This window comes from Spirosoma luteum DSM 19990 (assembly GCF_000374065.1).
GTDB lineage: Bacteria > Bacteroidota > Bacteroidia > Cytophagales > Spirosomataceae > Spirosoma > Spirosoma luteum.
In genome coordinates, this window is record NZ_KB893262.1 from 14,113 (window position 1) to 32,440 (window position 18,328).

The 18,328-nt window shown below is 43.2% G+C and carries 19 protein-coding genes; 5 read left to right on the top strand and 14 right to left on the bottom strand.

Annotated features, from left to right (window positions below; all coding sequences use genetic code 11):
* Window positions 1-578: 578 nt before the first annotated feature.
* The gene (locus B156_RS0115950) at window positions 579-1,697 is read left to right on the top strand and encodes a replication initiation protein (protein WP_018620757.1); all 1,119 of its coding nucleotides are present in this window, start codon (window positions 579-581) and stop codon (window positions 1,695-1,697) included.
* Window positions 1,698-1,904: 207 nt separating this feature from the next.
* Here B156_RS0115950 and B156_RS0115955 read toward each other — a convergent pair whose 3' ends face one another.
* From B156_RS0115955 to B156_RS0115970, 4 genes are all read right to left on the bottom strand, one after another.
* On the bottom strand, window positions 1,905-2,273 hold the full coding sequence (locus B156_RS0115955; protein WP_018620758.1) for a hypothetical protein: 369 nt from the start codon (window positions 2,271-2,273) through the stop codon (window positions 1,905-1,907).
* On the bottom strand, window positions 2,263-2,577 hold the full coding sequence (locus B156_RS0115960; RefSeq protein ID WP_157627064.1) for a hypothetical protein: 315 nt from the start codon (window positions 2,575-2,577) through the stop codon (window positions 2,263-2,265). Before B156_RS0115960 ends, B156_RS0115955 begins: the two co-directional genes overlap by 11 nt.
* Before the next feature lie 188 nt (window positions 2,578-2,765).
* Complete coding sequence (locus B156_RS0115965; RefSeq protein ID WP_245563755.1) at window positions 2,766-4,226, bottom strand: serine hydrolase; 1,461 nt, start codon at window positions 4,224-4,226, stop codon at window positions 2,766-2,768.
* Window positions 4,227-4,396: 170 nt separating this feature from the next.
* Window positions 4,397-6,874 (bottom strand): outer membrane beta-barrel family protein, encoded by a 2,478-nt coding sequence (locus tag B156_RS0115970; RefSeq protein WP_018620761.1) that lies wholly within the window; start codon window positions 6,872-6,874, stop codon window positions 4,397-4,399.
* Window positions 6,875-7,090: 216 nt separating this feature from the next.
* Between B156_RS0115970 and B156_RS30350 the strand changes: the two genes are divergently transcribed.
* The 4 genes from B156_RS30350 to B156_RS0116000 all read left to right on the top strand — a co-directional run bounded on the left by B156_RS30350 (window position 7,091) and on the right by B156_RS0116000 (window position 13,315).
* A complete protein-coding gene (locus B156_RS30350) occupies window positions 7,091-8,146 on the top strand; it encodes a sensor histidine kinase (protein ID WP_157627065.1) in 1,056 nt (351 codons plus the stop codon).
* Window positions 8,115-8,858 (top strand): LytR/AlgR family response regulator transcription factor, encoded by a 744-nt coding sequence (locus B156_RS0115980; RefSeq protein ID WP_040585718.1) that lies wholly within the window; start codon window positions 8,115-8,117, stop codon window positions 8,856-8,858. The genes B156_RS30350 and B156_RS0115980 overlap by 32 nt, the downstream gene beginning before the upstream one ends.
* A 573-nt stretch (window positions 8,859-9,431) precedes the next feature.
* Window positions 9,432-12,542 (top strand): lantibiotic dehydratase, encoded by a 3,111-nt coding sequence (locus tag B156_RS0115995; RefSeq protein ID WP_084757765.1) that lies wholly within the window; start codon window positions 9,432-9,434, stop codon window positions 12,540-12,542.
* Window positions 12,543-12,820: 278 nt separating this feature from the next.
* Window positions 12,821-13,315 (top strand): LytR/AlgR family response regulator transcription factor, encoded by a 495-nt coding sequence (locus B156_RS0116000; protein ID WP_018620767.1) that lies wholly within the window; start codon window positions 12,821-12,823, stop codon window positions 13,313-13,315.
* Here the strand turns inward: B156_RS0116000 and B156_RS0116005 are convergent.
* The 10 genes from B156_RS0116005 to B156_RS0116050 all read right to left on the bottom strand — a co-directional run bounded on the left by B156_RS0116005 (window position 13,312) and on the right by B156_RS0116050 (window position 18,163).
* On the bottom strand, window positions 13,312-13,764 hold the full coding sequence (locus B156_RS0116005) for a hypothetical protein (RefSeq protein ID WP_157627066.1): 453 nt from the start codon (window positions 13,762-13,764) through the stop codon (window positions 13,312-13,314). The genes B156_RS0116000 and B156_RS0116005 overlap by 4 nt on opposite strands.
* Before the next feature lie 51 nt (window positions 13,765-13,815).
* Window positions 13,816-14,214, bottom strand: a complete 399-nt coding sequence (locus B156_RS0116010) for a hypothetical protein (protein WP_157627067.1) — start codon at window positions 14,212-14,214, stop codon at window positions 13,816-13,818.
* Window positions 14,204-14,620: a DUF6166 domain-containing protein gene (locus B156_RS29305; RefSeq protein ID WP_018620770.1), complete on the bottom strand. Its 417-nt coding sequence runs from the start codon at window positions 14,618-14,620 to the stop codon at window positions 14,204-14,206. Before B156_RS29305 ends, B156_RS0116010 begins: the two co-directional genes overlap by 11 nt.
* Window positions 14,607-15,005 carry an HPF/RaiA family ribosome-associated protein gene (locus tag B156_RS0116020; RefSeq protein WP_018620771.1) on the bottom strand — a complete coding sequence of 133 codons (399 nt, stop codon included), beginning with the start codon at window positions 15,003-15,005 and terminating at the stop codon, window positions 14,607-14,609. The genes B156_RS29305 and B156_RS0116020 overlap by 14 nt, the downstream gene beginning before the upstream one ends.
* 18 nt (window positions 15,006-15,023) lie before the next feature.
* Window positions 15,024-15,662 carry a PD-(D/E)XK nuclease-like domain-containing protein gene (locus B156_RS0116025; protein ID WP_018620772.1) on the bottom strand — a complete coding sequence of 213 codons (639 nt, stop codon included), beginning with the start codon at window positions 15,660-15,662 and terminating at the stop codon, window positions 15,024-15,026.
* 35 nt (window positions 15,663-15,697) lie between these two features.
* Window positions 15,698-16,048: a hypothetical protein gene (locus B156_RS0116030; RefSeq protein WP_018620773.1), complete on the bottom strand. Its 351-nt coding sequence runs from the start codon at window positions 16,046-16,048 to the stop codon at window positions 15,698-15,700.
* Window positions 16,049-16,168: 120 nt separating this feature from the next.
* Window positions 16,169-16,708, bottom strand: a complete 540-nt coding sequence (locus B156_RS0116035; protein WP_157627068.1) for a hypothetical protein — start codon at window positions 16,706-16,708, stop codon at window positions 16,169-16,171.
* Between the two features lie 98 nt (window positions 16,709-16,806).
* Window positions 16,807-17,514: a hypothetical protein gene (locus B156_RS0116040; protein WP_018620775.1), complete on the bottom strand. Its 708-nt coding sequence runs from the start codon at window positions 17,512-17,514 to the stop codon at window positions 16,807-16,809.
* A 79-nt stretch (window positions 17,515-17,593) separates the two neighbouring features.
* Complete coding sequence (locus tag B156_RS0116045; RefSeq protein WP_018620776.1) at window positions 17,594-17,908, bottom strand: SH3 beta-barrel fold-containing protein; 315 nt, start codon at window positions 17,906-17,908, stop codon at window positions 17,594-17,596.
* Window positions 17,909-17,962: 54 nt separating this feature from the next.
* Window positions 17,963-18,163 carry a hypothetical protein gene (locus tag B156_RS0116050; RefSeq protein ID WP_018620777.1) on the bottom strand — a complete coding sequence of 67 codons (201 nt, stop codon included), beginning with the start codon at window positions 18,161-18,163 and terminating at the stop codon, window positions 17,963-17,965.
* Window positions 18,164-18,328 lie beyond the last annotated feature (165 nt).

Below are 18,328 nucleotides of genomic sequence, written 5' to 3' on the forward strand. Positions count from 1 at the left end.
CCCTTTTATATAATCAAAATTAGCGTTTGATTTTTTTGAATTTTATCAATTATTCCTTTTGATTGATTTAAGAGGTCTGTAACTTGCTAATTAACAATAAGTTATGAGCACAAAAACAAGGTTTAGTCGGTACGAAAGTGAGGTTTAGTCGGTTTTGGATAGCTCAAAAAGTGAGGTTTAGTAGGAAGAAAGGTTAGGTTTGGCCGATATAAAGGTGAGGTTTAGTCGGTCTGTTAAGTAAAGGTTAGGTTTGGCCAGGGTGAAAGTGAGGTTTAGTCGGTGTCTTATAATTACCAGCAGAATTGCGTATTTTCTGTGACCAATTGACACATTTATGCCGGTTTATCCCTGAAACCGGGGTATATATCCTCAAACTAGGGTGTTTGAGCACCAATTTAAGCGGTCAAAATCGGCTTAAAGTGAGGTTTAATCGGTCGAAAAGTGAGGTTCAGTCGGTGACTTATTGTTGAAAGGTTAGGTATAGTCGGTGAGGTTTTCAGTGAAAAGTAAATTTGATACAACCAAATTTACTTTTCACCTTTTTCTTTTTAATCTTTGTATATAGACTCCATTGGCAAATGAAGAAGACAGATTTTAAACCTCAGCAGTTATCCCTTTTTAATCGATATCCGACTAACTATCAGTCGAATCTGTTCACGGAGTCACGCCAGGAATTTACCGAGCTGGAAAAGAAAATTGTTACATTACTGGTTAACCAATTGGGTAATATGGCCGTGCAGGGGCAGGTTCAGCCTAACGTAAACGTGGTTGTTACTATACCTTACAGCGAATTGACCAAAGATCGGTATGATCGGATTACGGAAGCGGCTGAATCACTTTCTAACAAGCGAATATCCTTTAAAGATGATCGAAATGGCCAGTTTATCTTTATAACGCCTTTTCCTTTTGTACAATCGTTGTTAATTGAAGGCCGTCGGTTGATTGAAATAAAGTTACTGGCTGATGTTGTTCCTCATTTTGCAGCGCTGGGCCAGCGATATACTAAATACGATCTCGACGTAATGCTATCACTCACATCCGTTTATGCACAACGCATGTTTGAGATTGTGAGCATGAACTTTCACATCAAAAAAATGCGGTTTACGTATTTAGTGGATGAACTGCGCAATATCCTTAATTGTCCAGCCACGTACCGATATGTCGATTTCAAGATTAATGCCCTGGAAATGGCTCAACGGGAGTTACGGCAGAAAGCGGATATCATTCTCGAATGGCAACCCTCCCGCAAGGAAGGAAAGCGAGTCGTTGAACTTGAATTTGAGATTAAGACTGTGCAGCAACTAGCTGTCGAAGGCGTAAAAGAAGATGCCTTGATAATTAATACCATGTCGCCCAATGAGCTAGTAATAAAAGGGTATGAAGTGATGGCTAATTATCAATTGAAATCTTGGCAAAAGGACGCAATCGTTACTGATATGACTTTGCTGGAAACGCTGCTAAGATTGCATTCAGAATTCCTGAATGGCTTGCGGCCTGAGGTGAAGAACCGTAATAAATATTTAGCAAAATCCTTAGGTCTGGATAAGTTGAAGTCTCCTAAAGCCGTTACCCCTGCTGTCCATTCTCCTGTTGAACCGCAAATAAGCTTTGCCTCTTCGACTTCTGCATCTCGTTCAGGCGAAGCCAAAATTGGGTCTATTATCGGTAGGATAATACCATTGAAAGAATCGAAATAGGGTGTAATGAAACAAAAAATCAGGCCTTCAGAACGGGCAAATGTCTTGTCTCTTGCTTGTGCCCGTTAGTTAAAATCTAAATAATTTATTCGGCACAGTTTTCTGTGGGAGACTTTGGATGAAGACAAACTTATGGCTACACAAATTAGCCAAAGTCTGACACCAGTACCAGAAACACACTAATTATTTCGGTACGGCTTATCTCCGTCAATCCTTATCACTGGGGCGTTTCATATGCCGCTTATCTGTCCGACAGTAGAGGTCGAGAGATGGTGCATTAATTGACTGAACCTGCCAAATCTGACTATAGGGCAACACAATCCGGCTGATCTGGTCCCGATCACGTTCATTTAAACGGACACTACAAACTAATCCCTCGTCAGTTAATTCGACATCCGAAACTGTATCGGTGTTGAACCAAATCTGAGCCATGTACCACCGTTCACCAACTCGTCCCGGTGTTAAATGATCATAATAGTTGGATAAGACGGTATAATGATTATCAGGATTGGATAACCCGCCGATCACCTCTTGAAGGACTCCTGCCAGTTCTGATTCGATAGAGTTAGTCGTCATTGCCGAATTGTTTCCAGACCCGACGCATGGCATAAGCACTTTCCAGGGCTTCCCGCTTTTCTTCGGCGTACTTGTCGAGGGCATAAGCCACGATACCGTTCTTGGTAGTCACATTGAATTTAATCATCCAGCACTCCCAAAGCGCATTGAAGGACTCCTGACCGCTCAAGTGGTCGATGTAGTGTTCCCAGACATGGGCAAAACCACGATGTCGCTCTCTTAGTTGTTGAATGTCCTCGCGGGTGTAATTCCAGAATAGGGCGTTTACACAGTCGATAGCCAGTAGTTCAGGGGCGTGTTCCATATGGAGTAGTAGGAAAAGTAAAAGACCAGAAGGTAAGATAGCCCTCATAAGCATAACTTCATAGCAGCAACAGGCTATCGACTTGGTTCCTGTAAATACCACTGATCTAGGTTAAGCTCATATTAATAGCCATTCGGAGGGCCATATCTGCCATTAACTGATCTTTAATAGTCCTCGAATTACATTCATTAGTTAGGCAGCTTTTTAAAAATAAACGAATCATTGTCCACAAAATCAGTACCCTTTAATTCAAGAGACTGAACGCCGTTAGCGGCCACCCTAAACTTAACTGGAAATATACCAAAACGGGTATTGGAAAAAGTAAGCCGAAATGTGTCGTTGTCCATGTAGTCCAACTGAGCCGTTAAGTCGGGATGATGTTCCAGCCGCATTAACAAAGGTTGATTGCCTGCCTTATCGGTCGCTGGTGTAATAGTTAGCTTTCCGTATAAATCATTCTGATAAACTCCTATGTAGGCCATTAAGGGTAAGGTAGGCTTCGTATTTTTCTCTACTCGTACCGCCAAAGCTTTTATTTCATTTTGACTAATCTTGTTTCGGCTTCGGGCTCCTTTTAAATAATACTGATTACGATTCGTATAGGGGACGTTCAAATAAGAATCCAGCACCTGAAACCGTAGGGCTTCGTGAAAATTGTGATTGTCCTGATTGGTTAAAACAACGATGGCCAGCTTCGCTTCAGGAACAATCGTCGTGTTACTACGGTACCCCCCACAGGCACCAGCGTGCGAAAAGACGGCATAGTTAGCGTAATCAAACTTGCCGAACCCAAGGCAATAATACTGAAATCCTAATGGGAACAACTTCATTCGTTCGGTACTAATAATCGTATTCGGTTCGCGCGTCTTTTCCAGTACGGACCAGGGTAATACCGGCTTCCCATTTACTTTACCACTGTCGAGCTGAGTCGTCAACCAAGTGGCCATATCACGAATACTAGAGATCATACCAGTTGCGGGGCCTAAGTTGTTCAGATTATCGAATGGTAAGCTCGATAACTGATCATCAGCCGTGCAACAGGTAGTATAAGGCCGGGCTATATTATCCTGTTTCTGCATTGCTGACGAGGTCATGAAGGTTCGAGTCAGATGCAGCGGATTTAAGATGGATTGTTGGATGTATACCTCCCAACTTTCTCCCGCTACCTTGGGTATAATTTCTGAAGCCACAACGTAGCCTGAATTAGAATAACCAAAATCCTGCCGAAAGGGGTAATGAGGCACAAAATAACGCATACGCTTAAGAACATCTGTTCGGGTGAAATCGGTATCCCAGAACAAAAAATCCCCCTGGTAATTTTTAGTCCCCAACCGATGAGATAACAAGTCCCGAATTGTTAGAAGTTTGGTCGCTTCGGGGTCATATAGAGAAAAATCAGGTAAGTACTTAACAACCCGATCATCGAGGGAAATTTTTTTCTGTTCATCTAACAAAGCAATTGCCGTGGCCGTAAACTCCTTGGTATTGGAGGCAATCATAAACAGGGTGTTCTCATCCACCGGATCATTTTTCCCGGCCTCTTTTGTCCCGAATCCTTTAGCGATAACAACCTTGCTATCTTTAATAACGGCTACGGCTAATCCTGGTATTTGCCAGTCGGCCATACCCTGTTGGATGTAACGTTCCAAACTATCTGATATGAAGGAAGGCGTTGTTTGAGCCAGAACTGGCCATGGAGCCAAGGCGATGCCTATAAGTATGAGTAAGGCTTTTTTCATCAGTATTGTATTCATTAATGAACAAGGCTGTATTTAGATAAAATTATTCAAGAAACCCGGTTTATGGCAAATGGGATACATTAATTTCGCTTGGTGTCGAGTCTTTCCTGCTCCGTATCTGACCCAAACGAACGCAGTTGTATGGTTTTGGCTTTCCGATTGCCAAACCGGTACGAGTACGTTAGCAGAAACTGTTGCGACTCGTATTTATGGCGGAATCCGATGTTTGTGTTTAAGTATTCACCGTGATTACGGATCAACAGTGTATGGAAAATATCAGTGGCAGCTACTTTAATAGTTGCATTTTCACCCAATGGCCTTTGCAATCCCAAATCGACAAACCAGATTGGATCATAAATCATAAAGCCGACGACGGCCAGGCCCCGGTACGTTCCATTCAAATTAGCTGACCATTTTTTCCAGGTGAATGTATTATTGATCCGTATAATAGCCGTGGATTGCCTATTAAGAAAGGGTATTCCTTTGAATGTCGAATAAAAATGAGAATTAGCTGCGGTAATTACCCCCTGCATTAGCCACTCTTTAGTCAGTTTGAAAGGCATTGACAATGTAGCGGCAATACGACGCTCCCAATTGAAGTTTAAGCTATAATCAAGCGTTGTGGGGGAAAGTGAGTCAATGCGGTAAACAATCTCAGCAATTCGATTTCTGCTGTTGCTGTAAACGAGTGTTAAACTGATTCGCTTGGGTGTACTATAGATTCCCTGTATGGTCGTAGTTAGTTGAGGAACCAATAGGGGATTTCCGCTATACAATGTTAGGGGGTCATAAAAAATGTAGGCCGGATTAAGTAGGTTAAAGCTTGGACGAATAATCCGACGGTTTAGGGAGATACTGTATTGATTCTTTCGTTCCGATGTGAACTGCACATTTAAAGATGGGAATAAATTGACGTACGACCGATTAATGGCTATTGAATCACCCGATAATCCTTTATAATTGGTATGCTCCAGGCGCACTCCTGCTTGTAGCGACCAGTTTTTGATTTTGTAAGCCAGGTTAGTGTAAACGGATTCCGTTTGTTCCTGGTATTGATACGATTTGCTTAATAAAGAAAGTAACGATCCGAAATAGGGGGTGTAAGTCTCTACGTTGGGCATGGCATTCATCGTAAGCCAACTGTACTTGATGCCTGACTCAACCTGCCCTTTTTTCAGAAATGGAGTTACGTAGTCAATTTTAGCGGTTCGTATTTGAACCTGATTAGGATAACGTATTTGCACATATTCAGGCGGACGAAGTTGGGGAAGAGTCTGAAAAAAGTTGGCGGATGATGCTGAACCAACGGTAAATCGAGCAACATCAATATCGGCGGATAAGACGGTTTCCGCGTTCTTAAATTGCTTTCTGGCATTAACGTTACCGGCCAGATTGTTGATTCGTTGGTTTAGCTGCGTAATGGCATCGATTTGTGTTTGTGCCCCCTCGTTGGATAATTGGTAGGTTATGGACGAGATTGGGTTGTCAGTTTCTGCGGTATTTGTGAACTGCAAGACGGTGCCTACTGTAAGTCGCCTGGCAACTTTCCAGTCCCAGGCGGTACGAAGCAGATGAGACTTATTGTCAATTCGATTAAATTCATCGCTATGGGCAAACCCTCCTGTTTGCGATGGCCGGGTCGCCAGGTATTGATCAGATCGCCAACTGAAGTAAGTAGGTCGATAGCTGGGGGTGTACAGAAACGTTCCCTGCGCATTCGCTGTTTGAAAAGCCAGGCTTATAGATGCATTACTTTTAGGATAACGTCCTGCTCCACCCGATAGAGAAATCTCCCCGGTAAAGCCTTCTTTATTAATCCCTTTGGTATAGATCAATATGATTCCGCTACTGCCGGCATCGTACTGGGCTGAAGGATTCGTCAGAATTTCAATTCGGGAAATGACAGTAGCGGGTAGTGCCTGTAAGTAAGTTGTAATTTGATCAGGAGGCAGGTAAAGTTGATGCCCATTCTGGTATAAAATCAATCCCGTTTTTCCATCAATACCTATAGTTTTAGCTACAGCATCAATGGTGACACGGGGAGCGCGACCTAGTGCATCAAACGCATTGCCACCACTAAAAACTGGATTCGATTCGACATTCAGCACAATACGGTCTCCCAGTATCTCAAAAACAGGTCGTTTTTCACTAACCGAGACTTCATCCAACTTTAAAGCAGTAGCCCTTAAAATCAAGTGAACGGGTTGAGTAGTCACCGTATCGGAGACAATGAACTGGCGCTCAACTGATTGCCAGCCTACATAGCTGGCCTGAAGAATGTAAGAACCAGCCGCTAAGTTGTTTAAGTAAAAAGCACCCGTCGTATCACTAATAGTTGCTTTGACCAGGCTCGAATCGGCCCTTAACAAGGTTATTATGCCAGAAACAGCATTACCACCCGTTTCAAACCTAATCGTTCCTTGTAAAGTTGTTGTTTTCAGAATTTGTCGGTCAGATGGACTTGATTGACTGAAACCGGCAAATGCAAAACTTAATATAAACACAGGAACATTTATATACCAGTGATTGAACCAAGACGTTGAGTTTTTATTAAACATAACCACATGTTTCGTAAAACTAGAAAACGTAGTAACATACCTTATTGGTTTAAAGACCAATCACTGGTTGAGTTACCACCTCGCCCTATTACACTAACCCGCATTTGCGAGCATCTGCTGTTTTGGGTATGGAATGGCTATTCTGCATATAATGCTCTGGACCGTGTACTTCGTGTTGATCCAGCGATACCCCCTGATCCCGACTTGTTTAAATTGATGGATATCACGCACTTTGGCACGACGGTGGTATTATTTTACCTGTATGGCTACCTGGTCGTACCTGCTCTTCTGAGTTCGCTTGTGTACTACCGATCCACTCGTAAAATAATCTGGCCCAAAGTTGTGTATGTGGCCTTTGCTATCGTGGCGGCTTTTATGTTGTTCAACGTGTATGATTATTATTTATTCACCTACGTAGCGGAACATTTCAAACCAGAACCCGCCTATGTTAAACGGTACTATGATCTTTTACAACTTGCTGGACCCTTGGGCATTTTCACCAACTATTCCCTAGTAACCTTCATCTGGGCTTACAATTTATCGTACATGCTTCTTCCGATATTGATACGCACCATTCGGGAAGCCATTTCGTGGGGAGTAGAAAGCCTTGAACAGAAAGAGCAGAACCAGATTCTGATTCAGAACCAACTCAAATTGCTTCAGTTTCAGATTAATCCACATTTTTTGTTCAATGTGTTCAACAATATTCTGGCCCTGATCCAGCGTACTAATCAGGAAGCGGCCGAGCTGCTCCGCAGGTTATCCAGTATGATGCATTACACATTGCATGATACCAACCAAAGCTTTGTGCCTCTGATAGGTGAACTACAATTTTTGGAGAATTATATAGAAATTGAAAGGAGCAGGCATTTTGACCCGGACAAAATCACGTTTACAAAAACCGGTGATCCTGGCTCTTTTACAACACCCCCTCTCCTACTGGTGACTTTCATTGAGAACGCTTTTAAGCACGGCCTAAATAACTGCATCGATGAAGCATGGGTAATGATTGAATTGCTGATTAATGTCGAGACAGAAACCTTACAGGCAAGGGTAAGTAACTCCGTTTCCCACCAGATCAGTACTCCATCTAAATCAGGAGGGGTGGGATTAGTAAACGCCCGGAAAAGGCTGGATTTACTTTTCAAACCAAATACCTATCTCTTAACCGTGAATGAGCAAGCTAATTTCTACGAAGTCCTTGTAAAAATTCCTCTCAATCGAATTAAGCATAATGCCTATGATACCTCCTATCAGTTGTCTAATCATTGACGATGAACCGTTAGCCCAGGAATTATTGTCAGATCATGTAGAACGAATACCGTCTTTACACGTAATTGGTAAAGCTCAGAATAGTAAACAGGCCCTCAGCTTGTGTAAAGAATTACAACCTGATATGTTATTACTGGATATTCGGATGCCGGGTCTGAGTGGATTTGAATTTTTAGATTTGCTTCCCCAACCCGTCCCACTGGTTGTTGTGACAACGGCTTATCGGGAGTATGCGTTAAAAGGGTACGAGCATAATGTTGTTGATTTTCTGGAGAAGCCCATATTTTTTGACCGCTTTCAAAAAGCCATTCAACGGGTTGAAGAGCGTCTGGGGTCAACTCGGCTCAATAGCAACAGCAAATCATCACAAGAAGATAGTAGTATCAATTTGACGATGAAACTGCTATCGGTGCGCGTGGGCCGGGATACAATTAACATTCTGCTTGACTCCATTAACTATGTCGAATCGTTGGATAATTATGTTAAAATCCATCTCAATTCAAGAAGTAGTAAACCCGTTTTATCCAAAATGACCGTTGCTCAATTAGAAAGCAAACTACCTGATGACTCCTTTATTCGGATTAATCGAAAGTACATCGTTCGAATTGATCAATGTCAGAAAATTACAGCTAGTTCGATCCTATTGTTTAGTGGTGAGGAATTGCCCATTGGCGTAACCTTCCGGGATGCCGTTCGACAGACCCTACTATAACCCTGTGCAGTTGTGCATTTGAGATGGTGTAGAGCATCTTGAAGGAAGTGGGCCAAATTTACCCCCCAAAACCCTGTATTCATCCCCTCACCAACTAAATAAGGGCATTCGCCAACTACATACTTCCTGATACAAAATCAGTGTATATTTTGCCGAAAAATATCCACTATGAACCAGAAAACAACCTACAAGCGCTTTCAAGTCACGAAACGTCATCTCGCCAACCGTCAGGCCCTCACTTATAATATTACTTCAAAACCTGGCTCTGGAACAACGATTGATGTGACGATTAGTGCGTAGTATTTTTTGTTTTTTCTGGATTTTATAAGCTATTTTGTATATGAACTAACCTAATTATTGTAATATGACAACGTTAAATCGCTTTCAGCCCGTTACCAAAAAAACGGTAAAATCACGAATGGATGTCAAAGCTACTGCCTCCAAGAATTACACAGACTGTGGAGGTTCTGGTGGAACAATTGTTTCGACTTTATAGAGTCATTAGAACGAATGAGATAAATACCCCGCCTAATCCACCAGACGGGGTATTTTGTTGTTGATTAGCCTGATTATATGGAATTGGCCGTTGATCATTTTTCTTTTTTTGTTCTCCGACTGCCCCGTCGACCGATCAGTCAACTCATTGAACAAATCAATCGCGTTATACATCTTTCCTCCACGGATGAAAGTAAACTCTTACTGAAGTTGCTTCAACAACCTGGGGTAGATGAATCAATCTATTTAGCTTCGCCTGACCTATATATTGCCTGGCAGTCAGCGAAAGCAAATCCCAACGGGTTGGACGATGCCTTGAAGAAGTCGTTGTGGCGTTATGTAATTCGTTCCTATAGCCGGGCTACACCCTACGGCTTATTCGCGGGAGTGGGCGTGGGGACAATAGGCCCGTCAAGTCGGGCCATGTTCGGCCCAACTACCTGGAAAACGGTTAGTCGGCCCGATAGCCTTGCCTTGTTAGCGATAAGTCGAAGAGCTGACGAGGACCTTTCCATTCGGCCTTTACTTCACTATCGGTTAAATAACAGCCTTTATGAAACGGCTGAACAGTACCGGTTCTCCGAACGAACCGGTAGCCGTCATCAACCCAAAATTGTTCTATCGTCGCTACCCCATACCCCTGATTTACAAACGCTGGTAAATTTTCTACGAGTGCGTGGATCGGCCTCTTATGCAGAATTGATTATTCTATACGGTCCAGAATACCAGCAGCAAGTAAAGATTTACGTAAATCAATTAATCAATGATCAATTCTTAATCAGCAACCTAACCTTACCCGTTACAGGTTGTAGTACAGCGGATTATTTATTACAGCAGTTAAAAATACTGGGAACGGAATACCCTCTCTATCAACAACTTTCGAAAGCTTCGTCTCTATTAAGAGACTCTCCGATCAAGCTGACAAACCTAAAGCAGGTTCAGGAATTATTTCACGAACTTGTACATGACGAGACAGATGACCGTACAGATGCGTTGGTTCAGACCGATTTATTTTTCTATCCTACCCAGTTAGAACTATCATTAACAACGATAAAACAAATTGCTAAGCAGTTCAGTCAGCTTCTGACGGTCTTACAGCACCGAAGTGTTTCTCCTTTAGAAGAATTTTCCAGGCGGTTCAGGGAGCGGTTCGACCAACAGGAGGTTGATCTACTGACCGCTCTCGATCCCGACTTTGGTATAGGTTTTATGCAGGATACGTTGGCCGGTTTCCCGCTTCTAAGTGAATTGTTTGATACCCCTCCCTCCTCTCCACATACTAAACAGGAGCATCTTCAGCCATTTCGAGATTCATTGTATATTCGACACGTTCTCAGTAAATCGAAAGAAGTAGAAATCACGGAAGCCGATTTAGCTATTATAGGGTTAAAAATCACCAATGCTACTTCCCTTCCCCCTTCGTGGTACTTACATGGTGAGTTATTTTTCAAGCAGCAGACTTCTGAACCGGCTTTCTCTTCAATAGCCGATGACAAGCCGGATACCTGGAGGTTTGTTCTTAATTCGACAATATGTGGCTCAGCCGCTTATTTTTTAGGGCGGTTTTGTCAGGGGCACGAGCAATTAAGAGCACACGTTCAGGCCATGTGCGCCTGGGAACAAACCCAGTATCCTGAAGATACACTGGCGGAAATTGTTCATCTTCCGGTGAAGCCCGTTCAGGCGGGGAATGTTGTTGCACGACCAGTATTACGCAGTGTTGAAATACCTTACCTGACACCTGCGGGCGTATCAGATGACCACACCATTTTGTTATCTGATTTAGTCGTTTCTGTTAGCGACGGAGGGGAGGTCATACTAAGGCATAAAAAAACTGGACGGCGGGTTCGACCACGACATAGCAACGCCCACAATTCAGGATTGGGTGACGAAGTGTATCAATTTTTATCCGCTATCCAGGCAAGCGAATCGCCAATCCTGGCTTGGTCATGGGGGACATTGCATCATTTACCGTTTCTCCCCCGTGTCGTTTTTAAAAACATTATTGTCAGTCCTGCTCAATGGGTTATACAAAAACAGTCTCTACCACTCAATCATACTGTTTCGGCTGAGTCACTCAGACACCTTTACGAATTACCCCGATACGTTCAGTTGATTGAAGGCGACAACAAATTGTTGCTCGATCTTGAATTTGGCCCGACAAGTCAGATGCTGGTTGATGCAGTCAAAAAACAGGAACGGGTTTTTCTGAAGGAGTGGATTGGCCAAACTTTTCAGCCCTGGATAAAGGATGGACTAGATCAGTACGTATCGGAATTGGTTATACCCTTAAAATCGCCTTCGGTCCAAAAAAATACGTGGAGGATAGTGCGCCCAACAACGTCGTTTGTACAACGGACCTTCTTGCCTGGACAGGAGTGGTTTTACATAAAAGTATACTTGAATGAATCGGCAGCAGATCAGTTTTTAATAACCGTATTAAGCCCTCTGAATCAGCAATTTAAAAAAAAAGGGTGGGTAATAACTATGTTCTTTGTTCGCTTTGCTGATCCAGATTACCATTTACGAATCCGTTTTTCAACTTCACCTAAACAGTACGGACGGTTAATAAATGCCTGGCAAAAAGCAATTCAGGACTATAGCAGCACTGGTCTGGTGGAACGGGTTCAACTGGATACGTATCAGCGGGAACTGGAACGATACCAACCTGAACTGATAGACTGCTGCGAAGCCATATTTTCAGCCGATAGCCAGTGCTTTTTAGTCTGGCTGGTTCAGAACGAAGTGGCCACAGAAGAGGAACGGTATGCACTGGCCGTGCATAGTGTTGATGCCTTATTGGCTAACTTCGATTTCACACTCGATCAGAAACTACTTATTTATCAAGAGCTTCAACAGGCGTTTTTCAAGGAACATGGTGGTGGAAAAGAACTGAAGCAAAAGCTTAATGACCGCTATCGGAAATCCCATAAATCAATTTTTGATCAATCAGCCCGCTATGTCCAACTGATGGAAGAACGTAAAGATAGGATGCGGGTGGCCATTGACAGGATTCAAAATTTTTTCTCTACTGTAGATACCCATTCCACCTATTACTCTTTGATTGGAAGTATTATTCATATGACATTGAACCGGATTTTTCCGTCGCACCAACGAAAGCATGAGTTGATCGTTTATCACTTTTTAGCCCGTTACTATGAGTCACAAAAGGCCCGGATTCAGCCTTAATACCCACCTATATATCTATAAATCAGTCAAGAAGACGTGGGAAATAAAATGCACTTACTCTTTGTTTAATTTAACTAAATATACTTTTTACCATAATAATATCTATTTCGTCCACCGAAATAACCTGTTTACCCACCAAAGCCGCCTATTTATCCCCTCGCCAATTAATCCTGAGTATTCGCCAACTATTTCGTACGGTACCGAAGAATAGTTCCGAAACTTGGACTATGCTTTCTCCAAGTTTCTAACTGATTTAGTCAACTATACTCATGAACTCAATGAATAATTCCCTCGCTCAACTGACTGAACCTGCCCATCATGGACCAACCAATGATTCTTTAATCATTCAAAATTTAAGGCAGCAACTGGCCGATGCTTTACAGTTACTGGGGCGGTTACCCGAATCCAGCCAATCGACGATGGAGGATCATATTTATATTACCACTAACCGTCGGTTGCAGAAGGTATATTTCCAGGACATTCTATGGATCGAGAGCGACCGTAATTACGTCACCATTTACACGTCCACTCAGGTATATGCGGTTCATCTCCCCATTAGTAAGGTAGAGGAAAAATTACCGAAAAGTTTGTTCTCAAGAATTCACAAATCCTTTATCGTTGCCAGCAGAAAGGTCGACTTCATTCGTAGGAATCAGGTGGGTCTCCGTCGGGAACATGAAACCAAGTTAATTCCCCTGGGAGCACAGTTTAAGAAATCATTTATTCAATCGTTTGGCCGAACGATTCTAAAACACAAATCCTACAACTATTAAAGTTTAAGTCGTTGCAGCACAGTCATAACGGCGATGACTTCTTCGGCTTTCCAGCGTTCCGGTTCACTTTTCCGTAGATAATAGGTGTTGTAGTTAATACCAGCCTGTTTTAAGACCAATCCCAGATTCGACATTTTATCCAGACGGTTCGACAAATCGGTTTGCGCCTGTTTAAAGCTGGTAATCCGCTGTTTATGTTGCTCATCCCCAAATGTCAAGACCAGGTTTAGTAAATCTCCTTTTGTGAGAGCACGATGACCTAGTTTTTTCAAGTAGGCGGATTCCTTTGAACCGGAAAGATGACGCTCATCCACATTCGGTAGCCAATTCTTGATTTGTTGCTCCGCCCACTTCTCCATCTCTACGTACTGCCTGGCACTCTGCCCAATTTCGGTATCACGGAGCAATTGAGCCTCTCTTTCCGGGATGCTAAGTTCCTCTTTTGCCATAGGAACAAAGATAGGACTCATTTGAATTGGCCCGGTCATCTGGCTACCTGTTTAGCTTGGTGAGTCGTTTAAGCGGTCGAAATAACGAAGCAGGCTATCCAAACCTGATAGGGCCGAATCTTCAACTGGCTCAATTGGTCGAAACGCCTGCAAGGTTTCCAATACGATAAGCTGTCGAATGTGGTGCAGCGCAGCCACCAAACCGGCGGTATCTAAGGATAGTGCCGGCAGTTCATGAAATCGTTGCCAGATTATTCGGTCTTTTTGACTCGTAGCACATTCGGTCTCATGGTACAGATTCCACCAAGTCTCGACAAAACCTTTCAGTAGATTAGCAGGCTGATTACCAAATTTATCTGGAACCTGACCTAAGGCCCATCGTCGGACTAATTCGACCTCGACTGAATTAAACAGACGCTCGTTTTCCAGAGACAGTAGATTATGTTTCATCTTGATCATCCTGATTGTGTCCACTGTCATAGGCTTCGGCTATTGCTGGCCAGTAATCCAGCAAAAAATTGGTAAGATCAACTTGTACATTAAATGGCTTGGCCAGTGGCCATTTACTAACAAAATTCCTTTTAAAATCCTGATAGACCGTTTCAGCCGCGGTAACATTCTGAAAAATATGTAAACAGATAGCCAATGCAGTTTGGGCGGCTCCGCTACCATTATACCCCCAGGCAAAGCCATTGGGAGAATGATTCCTAACCTTCAAACTCCGCTCGGGCGTTAGTTCAACTCCATCGACAAAAAGCCGCTCCAGGGCACAGCATGGTTTCGATCCCGCTGCAATCGCCATAACCCCTGTTACGACGAAGGTAATTTTATCCGGTTTAGAATTAGTTGTTATCATGATGTTCTACCAAAGCGGTATCTTTTATAGAAAATAGGTTCAGTTGGGGGCCTGCTGCCTCGCAGTTAATGGAGCCTGCTGGTTGCAAACTCTCAATTGACTTGCTACCAAATTGTCCTTGAATTTCATAGAGCGTCAGCGTAACCAAATCTGTTACATATAGCAGGTAATCTTTTTGATGATGCGACTTCTTTAGATTCACCGTCAAAGCAGTGCATCGGTTGAACGAACGGTTGAGACGCATAATGCGGTCCTCTACGAAACGTTTTAATTCCTCGGGCGATTCAAGTTGATGATCGTCCAGCGAACGAACTACTTTCAGGGCCGCTTCCTGAAGACGATTCTTAGAACCGTAACTGTGAGTTAATTTTATAAAATAGGCCATTGGATTTGCAGATAAAAGTTAGTGAGTAATCGCAATCTGCCAGGAACTGGGCGTATAGGGTTTCTTTAACCAGGATGCCAACAGTTTGCGGTACTTTCGGCGGCCATTCTCAATAAAAGGATCATCGGGTAATAACTCGACAAGGTAAACTTGATGCGGCTTTTGTTTTTGGACACCGAACAGAATAAAGCGTTGAATAAGCTGACCAGCCATACGGCAACCGTCGATGTAAAAAGCCGCCTGCCGGTCGTACTCGTAGCGGAGGCAATTGCTCAAAAACTCTGCCCGGTTACGGGCGGAAGTCGTTTTCACGTCGGCGATCAGGGCATCACCTGGTAACAATAAATCCAACTGAGCCTTGCAGGGTAAGCCCGTGCGTTCATCGTCCCAGAATTGAGGGATTTCCGGAACAGCTTCCTTTAACAGTTGACAAAATCGTTCGTGGCTTTTCATGACATTCAGCATTCTCAGCATAGGCTTGGCTCCTACCCCACTGGGTGTGCCCTCACTATCCAAGAGTAAATACTGATGAAAGTTAGTGCCGAAAGTCAGGGAAGGGGAAGTAGACGGCTGGGGGGCTTGTCCATACAGCAACATATTTTTAAACTCGCTTAAATCGCTGTTGGCGATACGGGGCATGGTTCGGTAAGTTAGCATATGAAAAACGATTAGGCGTATTTAATCACTATTGATTACCAGGATGTCACAAAAATTGCAGGTTTAGTACAGATGTTACCTAACCACTTTATTCGCCTTAAAACCTGTTCTACGGTATAGACTGGCTCGGTTGTTTTGCCATCTTCATCGCACCCAGCGACAATAGCAATACCGTGAATAGGCCCGAATCCATTGAAGGAAAAAGCGGGTGGTTGTGGGTCTAAGCTTAACCCATCATCGTCAATAAGTAGGGCATCGTAGTTATCCTGCCGGGCACATACGTCCAGGAACTGGCAACCAATCAGATTGCAAAAACTTTCGTTACCAGCGTCACCTTCTACAGTAGTGACAGTACAGGCTTGAGGGTCAATTTTAATGAAGATCATAATAGCTCACTATTTTAGTTTTCCTGATTGATTAGGAAGGAAAAAAGTAGCCAGTTTAAACCGGCTGATCTTTCTCATTCACTGTAGCTTAGGTACAGGCTGATAGCTATGAAACGCATTCTAATTGTTCGTTAGAAGGAATGTAGCACGTGCGCCAACAAAGGCATCTTTCAAATAAGATGGCAGACTATTGATTAATTGCTGATAGGCTTCGTCGCCTAACCGGTTAAGTATATACGTCTCGTGGATGATGCTCACGGCGTAAATCTTCTGAATCAGTTTCTGCTGTAAACTTGCAAACTCGGCTTTAGTGAGTCGCACAGGTTTTTTACTAGTCGATGGCCTGTGTTGCATCAACTCGACTAATGGGTTATTATTATTGAAAATACCGTTGCCATACCGTCCGTTTGCGACCCATCTAGTTACCAGCTTTTCAATGGATTCGGGGTTAGCTACTAGGATACCATCTACAGCTAATACAGCCCGGACTGAAAATAGAAACGCAAAGTATGCCTGTGGGAAAATCCAGTCGACAGAAGTATCCATTTCGGACTGGTCACTAATTAACGGTCTGATTCGCAACGCGTATTCAGCACTCCAGGCGTTCAGGAGTAATTTAGCGACTTTGTCTATCTGGGGTGTTGTGGCAGTTGATTCCATGATGTTAAAATAAATTGGTTGCCCGGTCGCTGAGGTTCGCCACTCGGCTATCACCTCTTCGGCAATCTGACTCAGCGACCGGAACCCGTTAAACATTATTAAACTTCTCCATTACCTATATGATAGACTTCTTCAACGGCTCCCCGTACATCGTCAAACGTTACCCCTTCGGGCAATGCTTCAAGAACTTCACCCTGTACGAACGGATTGTAGAAATTGAAGGCCGTTTTCACGTTGGCAATGTCAGTAAGTGTTTCCTGCCGAAATATTTTTACACCATCCGAAAACTCTTTGAGCGTTTTTGTTGTCTCAATGTCGGCCATTTTGTAGCTGAACGTAGCAATGTAATAAGTGCCTTTCGGCTGGCTCTTTGTATACTCTTTCTTCTCAGCTACTGCGGTGATAATTACGTCGGCCAATATCAAATCATCATAATATAAGGGTTCAATAAGCCGAAAAATGTTGTCAACTGAATAGCCATGAAACAACACCGCCGATACACAATTTTGCTCATCAACAAAAAATAGTTCAGCCCAATTTTTTGTACCCATATTCAGGATATTATCCGTAAAAATGCGCCATGCAATCGGCTGAAACGTGAGGGTACGGCCTAACTTCTCGGTACCATTGATGTTGAAAATACCCTCTTTAGCATCAAAGCGATATTGGCGGGGGTGGCCTTCCAAATACTTGAATTTGTTAGTGACTTCGCCAGTTAACTCATTTACTTTCTGATACGACTTTAAGCTGGTTGAAACATCATTATCCGTTTCTTCAATAACTGCGGGGGCGGTTGACTTTGCCATAACAAGGGGAAATTAAAAAGGAACAAGAGTGGCCGGAACTTATCCCGTCCGGCCTTCGGGCTCACCGTTGAGGTACTGTTCAGGCTATAATCAATCGGTCAGGCCGAAAAGAACGCCAGTTTTGGACAAGGGTATCATAGTAGCGAATGGCTAAACCCTTTCGCGGAATGCTCGTATCTATTTGGGTATTGGCTCCGTAAAATCCAACGGCTTCACGCTGGCTACCATCCTCTTTCCAATAGTAAAATCGAACGGGTCTTTCCTGCATCTGAGCGCAAAGTTTTACGCTGGCCCATGCCTGTTTCTGGGCGGCTCCAAATGATAAGGCGGTTTGCTTTACGAGTAAGGCCGTCAGTTTAAGGACTTGGGTACGAAGGCTGTTTTGCGTTTTCATGTTGAGAAAAGTAAGGAGTTTAAAAAACTGGTTTGAGGGTGCCGAGCGCAAGCATTAGTAATAGGTATCGAGTGCCTGTTCAATCATCTGCTGTTGCATCTGCTCGTTAATGGCTCCTAAGGGGATTTCTACGCCATTGAGTCGAACTTTTAGAATTTCCACTTCGGGAGCGTCACCGGGATAATCGCGGGTAGGCCGTTCGCCGGGGGTGTACTTGAAATCGAAATCAAGGTCTGTTTCTGTTGTAAATGTCATGGCCTTTTTGCTCTTTGATTATGTATTAAAGATACAACCCTTTTACATTATTACAAAGAATTATATTTATTAAAATGTAAATTATTGACCCAAAAGAGGGCTTTTTAACCCTTTTATATAGGTTTGATAAATGCCTTCCGATGGTCGATAAATGTGAGTAGACTC

Bases quoted from the DNA above. Each gene is read 5' to 3' on its own strand.
- B156_RS0115955 (WP_018620758.1), bottom strand. From the start codon at position 2,273: ATGACGACTAACTCTATCGAATCAGAACTGGCAGGAGTCCTTCAAGAG.
- B156_RS0116010 (WP_157627067.1), bottom strand. From the start codon at position 14,214: ATGAAACATAATCTACTGTCTCTGGAAAACGAGCGTCTGTTTAATTCA.
- B156_RS0115995 (WP_084757765.1), top strand. From the start codon at position 9,432: ATGGAATTGGCCGTTGATCATTTTTCTTTTTTTGTTCTCCGACTGCCC.
- B156_RS0116025 (WP_018620772.1), bottom strand. From the start codon at position 15,662: ATGCTAACTTACCGAACCATGCCCCGTATCGCCAACAGCGATTTAAGC.
- B156_RS0116005 (WP_157627066.1), bottom strand. From the start codon at position 13,764: ATGGCAAAAGAGGAACTTAGCATCCCGGAAAGAGAGGCTCAATTGCTC.
- B156_RS0115960 (WP_157627064.1), bottom strand. From the start codon at position 2,577: ATGGAACACGCCCCTGAACTACTGGCTATCGACTGTGTAAACGCCCTA.
- B156_RS0116020 (WP_018620771.1), bottom strand. From the start codon at position 15,005: ATGGCCTATTTTATAAAATTAACTCACAGTTACGGTTCTAAGAATCGT.
- B156_RS0115970 (WP_018620761.1), bottom strand. From the start codon at position 6,874: ATGTTTAATAAAAACTCAACGTCTTGGTTCAATCACTGGTATATAAAT.
- B156_RS0116030 (WP_018620773.1), bottom strand. From the start codon at position 16,048: ATGATCTTCATTAAAATTGACCCTCAAGCCTGTACTGTCACTACTGTA.
- B156_RS0116045 (WP_018620776.1), bottom strand. From the start codon at position 17,908: ATGAAAACGCAAAACAGCCTTCGTACCCAAGTCCTTAAACTGACGGCC.
- B156_RS0116000 (WP_018620767.1), top strand. From the start codon at position 12,821: ATGAATAATTCCCTCGCTCAACTGACTGAACCTGCCCATCATGGACCA.
- B156_RS0116035 (WP_157627068.1), bottom strand. From the start codon at position 16,708: ATGGAATCAACTGCCACAACACCCCAGATAGACAAAGTCGCTAAATTA.
- B156_RS29305 (WP_018620770.1), bottom strand. From the start codon at position 14,620: ATGATAACAACTAATTCTAAACCGGATAAAATTACCTTCGTCGTAACA.
- B156_RS0115980 (WP_040585718.1), top strand. From the start codon at position 8,115: ATGATACCTCCTATCAGTTGTCTAATCATTGACGATGAACCGTTAGCC.
- B156_RS30350 (WP_157627065.1), top strand. From the start codon at position 7,091: ATGGATATCACGCACTTTGGCACGACGGTGGTATTATTTTACCTGTAT.
- B156_RS0116050 (WP_018620777.1), bottom strand. From the start codon at position 18,163: ATGACATTTACAACAGAAACAGACCTTGATTTCGATTTCAAGTACACC.
- B156_RS0116040 (WP_018620775.1), bottom strand. From the start codon at position 17,514: ATGGCAAAGTCAACCGCCCCCGCAGTTATTGAAGAAACGGATAATGAT.
- B156_RS0115950 (WP_018620757.1), top strand. From the start codon at position 579: ATGAAGAAGACAGATTTTAAACCTCAGCAGTTATCCCTTTTTAATCGA.